Raw genomic sequence first — 7,623 nt, forward strand, 5'->3', positions numbered from 1 at the left:
CGGCGCGCCAGGCACGCCGCGGCAGGCTCAACGGTTGGCGAAGTACAGGGTCACTTCGAAGCCGATGCGCAGGTCGGTGTAGCTAGGTTTGGTCCACATGCTGCTGTTCCTCCGGTGCTTGGGGTGGTGTCCACGGGCGGGCCGAGCCCGCCCATGGGGGTCAGGGTCTGGCGGCTTGCTGCGCCTTGAGATGGTCCTCGTACTCGCGGCTCATCACATAGGCCTTGATCTGTTCCACCTCGGCCGCGCTCAGCGAGTTCTTGAAGGATGGCATGCCCAGCGGACGGAGGATGCCGTCCCGGACGATCTGCTGGAAGTTGTCGCGGCGCCATTGATCCGTATGGCGCAGGTCGGGGATCAGGCCGCCGCTGACGGCGCCGACGCCGTGACACATCGAGCAGTAGTTGCCGTACAGCAGCTTGCCGGCGTCCAGGTCCGCGGCACTCGCTTGGACCGCTTGCGGCGTGCGCTGCACGGCGGCCGTGGTCGCCTGCGGCAGCGGCGGCAGGCTGCTCTGGCCGCCGAGCTTGAACACCAGCAGGCGGCTGAGGTTGCGCACCCCGGGCGCCAGCGCCGCGTCGCCGCCGAACAGCGGCGCCACGCCGCCCCAGCCGGCCATGACCGCCACGTACTGTTCGCCGTCCAGGCTGAAGCTGATGGGGGCGGCGACTATGCCGGTCTGCGCGGCGAAGCTCCACAGGCGCTGTCCCTTGTCCGCCGAGTAGGCGTGCAACTGGCCGTCGGCGGTGCCCTGGAACACCAGGTTGCCGGCGGTGCTCAGGGTGCCGCCGTTCCAGTAGAAGCTATGCGGCACGCGCCAGGCCTCGCGCTGGCGTACCGGGTCCCAGGCCAGCAGGGCGCCGCTCACCGCATCGCGGGGTATCTCGTGGGTGTCGCTGAAGCCGGTACCGGTGTTGAAGCCGTCGATCTTTTTGAACGTGGCCCCCTCGTTGCGATAGACGCCGGGGATTTCCTGGTAGGGGATGTACATCAGCCCGGTCTGCGGGTTGAACGACATGGAGTGCCAGTTGTGCGCGCCGAACGGGCTCGGCCACATCACCACCTGCTCCTTCTCGTAGCGCGAGCCGGGCACCTCCACCGGGCGGCCGGTGGCCAGGTCGACCTTCTCGGCCCAGGTCACCTTGCCGAACTTTTCCGCCGAGAGCAGTTCGCCGGTGGCGCGATCGAGCACATAGAAGAAGCCGTTCTTCGGCGCCTGCATCAGCACCTTGCGCGGCTTGCCGTCCAGCTCCAGGGTGGCCAGGGTGATCTGCTGGGTGGAGGTGAAGTCCCAGGTTTCGCCCGGTGTGGTCTGGTAGTGCCAGAGCAGCTTGCCGCTGTCCGGGCGTAGGGCCAGGATCGACGACAGGTACAGGTTGTCGCCGCCGCCCGGACTGCGGATCTCGCGGTTCCACGGCGAGCCGTTGCCGGTACCGATGTACAGCAGGTCCAGTTCGGGGTCGTAGGCCATGCTGTCCCACACGGTGCCGCCGCCGCCGAGCTTCCAGTACTGGTCGCCCTTCCAGGTCTTGGCCGCTTCGGCCAGTTCGGGGTGCTCGTAGGGCTGGGCCGGGTCGCCCGGCACCGTGTAGAAGCGCCAGGCCATCTTGCCGGTCTCGGCATCGTAGGCGGAGAAGAAGCCGCGCACGCCGTACTCGGCCCCGCCGTTGCCGATGATCACCTTGCCCTTCACCACCCGTGGCGCGCCGGTGATGCTGTAGGGCTTGGTCGGGTCGGTGGTCTGTTCGCTCCAGACCTCGCGGCCGGTCTTGGCGTCCAGGGCGATCAGGCGACCGTCCAGGGCTCCGACGTAGACCTTGCCGTTCCACAGGGCGACGCCGCGGTTGACCGCGTCGCAGCAGGCGTAGCGGGAGCGGCCGCGATCCACTTGGGGATCGAACTGCCACAGGCGCTTGCCGCTGCGCAGGTCCACGGCCATCACCCGGCTCCAGGACAGCGAGGCGTAGAGCACGCCGTCGGACACCAGCGGGGTGGCCTCCAGGCCACGGTTGTTTTCCAGATCCATGTACCAGGCCAGGCCCAGCTTGCCGACGTTGCCGGCGTCGATCTGCTTGAGCGGGCTGAAGCGCTGCTCGGCATAGGTGCGGCCATGGCTGAGCCATTCGCTGCCGTCTTGCTCGCTGGCACGGATGGCGGCCTCGTCGACCTTGGCGGCCTGGGCGCTACCGGCGACCAGCAGCGCAGTCAGCATGCAGACGAGACGGCGTGATTGAGGGAGGGTAGGCATCACGTGAAACTCCTGTTGTTGTTGGAATGGGAAGGCAAGCGGCGGTGCTTAGAAAACGTGTAGCAGGCGCAGGTTGACCCGTCCCTGCTCCTTGAAGCCATTGTCCACCGAGAGGTCGCGGCCGAAATTGACCAGCAGCTGGTCGCGCGGGGTGAAGAACCAGCTGGCGCCGACGCTGAACTTGCTGGTGTTGGGTTTATCGTCCATGTCCAGGCCGTCCACCTCGGTCTCGCCGCCCCACAGGCGCGAGACGCCGGCGCGCAGGTCGAAGCGTTCGTTGACGTGGTAGCGCAGGAACGCCTGGGCCTGGAACAGCGGCTTCTGCTTGAGAGTCTGGCTGGCGGGGCCGAAGTCGTCGTTCTTGCCGAAGAAGGTCACGTCGCCCACCAGGTCGAGGCTGAACTTGTCGCCCAGGCCCTCGATGTAGCCGGCCTGCAGCGCACCCTTCCAGCGGTTCTCGCCGAGGTTGATGGCGCGGTCGTTGTCGTAGCTGCCGGTGGGCAGCCAGAGGTAGGGGGTGATGCCGAAGTAGCGGCGCTGTTCCGGCTGGTTCACCAGCCATACGGTGGCGGCCAGGATCAGGTCGCCGGTGCCGCTGTCGCTGCCCAGGGTCGACAGATCGTCCTGGGCGCGCACGTTGCCGAAGGGCAGGAGGAACTGCGGGTCGACGATGTAGCTGCCCAGTTCCATGAAGTGCACGCCGCGCAGGATGCCGATGTCCGAGTCCAGGCCGGCGTCCAGCGGCAGCTTGTCGCCGTTGGCGTAGAGGCGGTTGCGTTCGGCGTGCTGGTAGTAGAGCAAGCCCAGGTTGGTGCCGGCAGGCAGGGCGGTGTAGTCGCCGGCGTCGACGTCGACCGCCGAGGCGCTGGCGGAGAAGCCGGCCAGCAGGCCGAATAGGGAAGCATGCAGCCACTGCCGGGCCAGTTTGGGCCGAGCCGCATTTGTGCTCAATTTCATGACATCACCTTTATTGTTTTTGTTTAAGATCATAGTGCTACCGGGTTTCTCTCCGGACGCTGTGAGGTCATTGAGCAGAGTCTATGCCAGCTTTTTTATTTCGGCAAAAAACCAATCTAAATCAATGACTTATATAACAACAAGAGTCCTCTAGCAGGGCGCGAGCACCGCCTCGCCGTAGCGCTGTTTCAAACTGAGACAGTGGCTCGGGGCCGGGCTGGCCCAGTTCGAGACACCAGGCCGTGAGACATATGCCATGCACAGATCCAGTGACCCCGCCGCGACGCCCACCTCGGGCAAGCATCTGGTCGATTCACAGGTGGTCGCCCGTTCCTGGCAGCGTTCGCAGCACTACGGCCTGTGCCAGCGCGACAAGCTACTGTTCGAGGCACCACTGGTGGCCAGCGGTAAGCAGATCGCCGAGCGCGACCGCCTACTGCTGGGCTGCGCCATGCCCGAGATGCAGCAGCTGCATGCGGCGCTGGCACCGCAGGATTGGGTGCTGGCCTGCATCGACCTGGAGGGCGTGGTGCTTAGCAGCCTGAGCGGGCGCGGCGCCGGCACCCGCGAGCTGAGCCAGGTATTTCGCATCGGCGCGCAGATTTCCGAGCAGAACGTTGGCACCACGGCTCCGGGCTGCGCCCTGGCCGAGCGCGAGTCGGTGTTCTTCGTCGGTGAGGAGCACTATCTGGAGGAGGCCCGCCAGTTCTCCTGCCTGGCCACGCCGATCTTCGGCCTGGACGGCGGCATAGTCGGGGTGTTGGACGCCAGCAGCCGGCAGGGCGCGCCCTCTGTCTACACTCTGGAGTCGCTGGTGTTCGCCGCCCGCGCCATCGAGAATCGCCTGTTCGCCCAGCTCGGCGAGGTGCTGCTGGTGCACCTGCACCATCGTCTGGACATACTCGGCACGCCGCTGGAGGGGCTGCTGGCCTTCGACCCGGCGGGCAAGCTGCGTTGCGCCAACCGCATCGCCGGCCAGTTGCTGCATCTGGGCGAGGTGCGCGCCGGCCTGGACTTCGCCGAACTGTTCGACATGCCCTTTGCCCACGCCGCCTGTTATCGCCGCCACGATCTCAGCGCGCCGCTGCGCCTACGCAGTCACCATGGCGGCGAACTGCACGCTTGCATCACCCAGGACTCGCCGCAGCGGACGGCACCGACGCTTGCCGAGACGCCGCGTCCGCGGCGCACCGCCGAGTCGCTGCCGGCCCCGCAGAGCGGCCCCTGCCTGCAGGACCCGGCGCTGCAGGATGCCCTGGCGCGGGCGCGCAAGGCCTTTGCCCGCGATATCCCGGTGCTGATCAATGGCGAGACGGGCACTGGCAAGGAGGTCTTCGCCCGCCTGCTGCATGAGGGCAGTGCGCGGGCCGGCGAAGCCTTCGTGGCCATCAACTGCTCGTCGATTCCGGCCAGCCTGATCGAGTCGGAGCTATTCGGCCATGTCGAAGGCGCCTTCACCGGCAGCCGCAAGGGCGGCGCCATCGGCAAGATCGAGCAGGCGCACAAGGGCACGCTGTTTCTCGACGAGATCGGCGACATGCCGCTGGAGCTGCAGGGCCGTCTCTTGCGCGTGCTGCAGGAGCGCAGCCTGAGCCGCCTGGGCAGCAACCAGCTGATCAAGGTGGACTGCGCGCTGATCTGCGCCACCCACCGTGACCTGCAGCAGCTCAGCGCCGAGCAGGGCTTTCGCGAGGACCTCTACTACCGCATCAACGGCCTGCGCGTGAGCCTGCCGGCACTGCGCGAGCGGCGCGACCTGGCGGCGCTGATCCAGCACCTGCTGCGCGCCGAGACCGACGCACAGCAGCCTCTCCAGCTGAGCCCAGCGGCGCTGCAGGCGCTGCTGGACTATCACTGGCCGGGCAATATCCGCCAGCTCTACCAGTGCCTGCGCCTGGCTGCGGCGCTGGCCGAGGACGACGGCGAGATCGGCGTGCAGCACCTGCCGGACGAGGTGCGCGCCGGCCGCGGCGAACAGGCCGCGGCGGTGGCGAACGAAGGGCTGACGGCGGAGGCGGGGAGTACGCTGCAGCGTGCCGAGGCGCGGGCCATTCGCGCCGCGGTGGAGGCCGCCGGCGGCAACCTCTCGGCCGCCGCGCGCAGCCTGGGCATCGCCCGCGCGACGCTGTATCGCAAGCTCAAGGGAATGGAGCAGGGGTAGCGAGCCGCTTGCCTGCGCGGCGGCCGTCGCCGAAGCGGCGAATCAGCCCGCGGTGGTGGGATCGATGATGCCGCGCACTTCGGCCACCTGGTTGACCGGGAAGCCGCCTTGCGCGGCATGCTCGCGTACCTGGGCCTCGGTGGCGGCGATGTACAGGCAGTAGACCCGGTCGTCCGTCACGTAGCTGTGTAGCCACTGGATCTGTGGCCCCATGGCGTTGAGTACGGCGCAGGAGCGCTGCGAGATGGCCTGCAGCTCCTCGACGGTGAGCTGCCCGGCGCCGGGAATATCGCGCTCGATCAGGTATTTCGGCATGTCGGTTTCCTTGTCGGTTGGGGCGCCACTGGCGCGCCCGGAAGAAAAAGGGCAGGGCGCCGCTCGGGACGGCATCCCACCTGCAAAACTCACAACTTGATCATCACGGTCTTCAGTTCGGTGTAGTGCTCGATGGCGGCGGCGCCCATCTCGCGGCCGATGCCGGACAGCTTGTGGCCGCCAAACGGCAAGACCGGGTCGAGGGCGCTATGGCAGTTGACCCACACAGAGCCGGAGCGGATGCGCGGAATCATCCGGTGCACCGCTCCGAGGTCATTGGACCAGATGCTGGCACCCAGGCCGTAGGGGTTGTCGTTGGCCAGGCACACCACCTCGTCGATATCGTCGAAGGGCATGGCCACCAGCACCGGGCCGAAGATTTCTTCTTGCACCAGGCGGTGGCGCTGGTCGACGTCCACCAGCACCGTCGGCTGGACGAAGTAGCCGGGGCCGAAACCTTCGCCGCCGCAAGCAACGGTGGCGCCCAGCTCGCGGCCCAGGTTGATATAGCCGGTGACCCGATCCTGCTGCTTGGCGGAGATCAGCGGGCCCATCTGCACGCTGGGGTCGAGGCCGTTGCCTAGCTTCATGCCGTTGGCGATGGCTGCGATGTCGGCCACCACGTTGTCGAAGTGCTTGCGCTGCACGTACAGGCGCGAGCCGGCGCAGCACACCTGGCCCTGGTTGAAGAAGATGGCGCTGGCGGCGCCAGCGGCGGCCTGCTGCAAATCGGCATCGGCCAGCACTATGGTCGGCGACTTGCCGCCCAGCTCCAGGGTCACCCGGGTCATGTTGTCCATGGCCACCTTGCCGATCTGCTTGCCCACCTCGGTGGAGCCGGTGAAGGTCAGTTTGTCCACGCCCGGGTGGCTGGACAGCGCGGCGCCGGCGTTCAGGCCGGTGCCGGTGACCACGTTGAACACCCCGGCCGGGTACCCAGCCTCCAGAACAAGCTCGGCCAGTTTCAGCGCGCTCAGCGGGGTTTCGTCGGCCGGTTTGAGCACCAGGGTGCAGCCGCTGGCCAGCGCCGGACCGAGCTTCCAGCAGGCCAGCAGCAGCGGAAAATTCCAGGCCACGATGGCGCCCACTACGCCCACCGCCTCGCGGCGGATATAGGCGTGGAAATCCTCGTTCGGCATCAATGGCAGAGATGGCTCAACCGTGCTGCCTTCGATCTTGGTGGCCCAGCCGGCCATGTAGCGCAGGAAGTCGATGCACAGTTGTACGTCCATAGCGCGGGCGACCTGGGCGCTCTTGCCATTGTTCAGGCACTCCAGCTCGGCCAGCACGTCGGCGTCGCGCTCGATCAATTCGGCCAGGCGCCACAGCAGGTTCTGCCGCTCGCGCGGGCGCACGCGGCTCCAGGCGGAGTCGTAGAAGGCGCGGCGGGCAGCCTGCACGGCCTGATCCACGTCCACGGCGCTGGCCGAGGGTACGCTGGCCAGCGGCTCGCCGGTGGCCGGGTTGCGCACCTGCAGGCTATTGCCGTTGGCGGCATCCAGCCACTGGGCGCCGATCAGCATGCGTTGCGGTCGGGCAAGGAAATCGAGGGTTTTGCGGTGTAGCGGTAGGGTTTCCATGGACGAAGCCTCTTGTTGTGGTTTTGTGTCGGGGCTTGAGCAACGCCTGTGCCAGTGCCGGCAAGGCCGTGCCAGATTGCGTCTGCGGGCTTCCGCTGGCGGTCGCGGGGCTGGCCAGGCTGTATCGAAGACATACAGCTGTCGCAAAACGAGACAGCTGCACCGCTCCGATTGAAACCGCGCAGCGGTAGCAGGCGCTGGGAACAGACGGCTTGCGTCTCCTTGGCATGCTTCCTGTTGGGAGTGCCGGCGATCTCCGCGCTCGCGGATTCCCCATAACAAGCACAACAAATGGGTACCGACATGACTCAGCTCAGCTACACCCGCGGCCCGCAGGACAACCCCCTGCTGGCCATGACCAT

Annotated in this window: 6 protein-coding genes; 1 reads left to right on the top strand and 5 read right to left on the bottom strand. The window is 67.1% G+C overall.

The window, feature by feature from the left end; translation table 11 throughout:
• Positions 1 to 27 precede the first annotated feature (27 nt).
• The 3 genes from pqqA to AC2LD7_RS19300 form a co-directional block, all read right to left on the bottom strand.
• Complete coding sequence (pqqA, locus tag AC2LD7_RS19290; protein WP_003239771.1) at positions 28 to 99, bottom strand: pyrroloquinoline quinone precursor peptide PqqA; 72 nt, start codon at positions 97 to 99, stop codon at positions 28 to 30.
• Positions 100 to 160: 61 nt separating this feature from the next.
• Positions 161 to 2,248, bottom strand: a complete 2,088-nt coding sequence (locus AC2LD7_RS19295; protein WP_484599293.1) for a PQQ-dependent dehydrogenase, methanol/ethanol family — start codon at positions 2,246 to 2,248, stop codon at positions 161 to 163.
• A 48-nt stretch (positions 2,249 to 2,296) separates the two neighbouring features.
• Positions 2,297 to 3,205, bottom strand: coding sequence for a transporter (locus tag AC2LD7_RS19300; protein ID WP_267934380.1), 909 nt, complete (start codon positions 3,203 to 3,205; stop codon positions 2,297 to 2,299).
• Positions 3,206 to 3,461: 256 nt separating this feature from the next.
• Here AC2LD7_RS19300 and AC2LD7_RS19305 point away from each other — a divergent pair, with 256 nt between their 5' ends.
• The gene (locus AC2LD7_RS19305) at positions 3,462 to 5,366 is read left to right on the top strand and encodes a sigma-54-dependent Fis family transcriptional regulator (protein WP_267934379.1); all 1,905 of its coding nucleotides are present in this window, start codon (positions 3,462 to 3,464) and stop codon (positions 5,364 to 5,366) included.
• A 42-nt stretch (positions 5,367 to 5,408) separates the two neighbouring features.
• On the opposite strand, the gene AC2LD7_RS19310 is transcribed toward AC2LD7_RS19305, so the two are convergent.
• Positions 5,409 to 5,681 carry a DUF4242 domain-containing protein gene (locus tag AC2LD7_RS19310; protein WP_124086882.1) on the bottom strand — a complete coding sequence of 91 codons (273 nt, stop codon included), beginning with the start codon at positions 5,679 to 5,681 and terminating at the stop codon, positions 5,409 to 5,411.
• A gap of 89 nt (positions 5,682 to 5,770) precedes the next feature.
• A complete protein-coding gene (locus AC2LD7_RS19315; RefSeq protein WP_416160545.1) occupies positions 5,771 to 7,261 on the bottom strand; it encodes an aldehyde dehydrogenase family protein in 1,491 nt (496 codons plus the stop codon).
• Between the last annotated feature and the right edge of the window lie 362 nt (positions 7,262 to 7,623).

The sequence above is a fragment of the Stutzerimonas sp. genome (assembly GCF_982611455.1).

Excerpts from the sequence above, each read along its gene's own strand:
- AC2LD7_RS19310 (WP_124086882.1), bottom strand. The coding sequence starts at position 5,681 with ATGCCGAAATACCTGATCGAGCGCGATATTCCCGGCGCCGGGCAGCTC.
- AC2LD7_RS19300 (WP_267934380.1), bottom strand. The coding sequence starts at position 3,205 with ATGAAATTGAGCACAAATGCGGCTCGGCCCAAACTGGCCCGGCAGTGG.
- AC2LD7_RS19305 (WP_267934379.1), top strand. The coding sequence starts at position 3,462 with ATGCACAGATCCAGTGACCCCGCCGCGACGCCCACCTCGGGCAAGCAT.
- AC2LD7_RS19295 (WP_484599293.1), bottom strand. The coding sequence starts at position 2,248 with ATGCCTACCCTCCCTCAATCACGCCGTCTCGTCTGCATGCTGACTGCG.
- AC2LD7_RS19315 (WP_416160545.1), bottom strand. The coding sequence starts at position 7,261 with ATGGAAACCCTACCGCTACACCGCAAAACCCTCGATTTCCTTGCCCGA.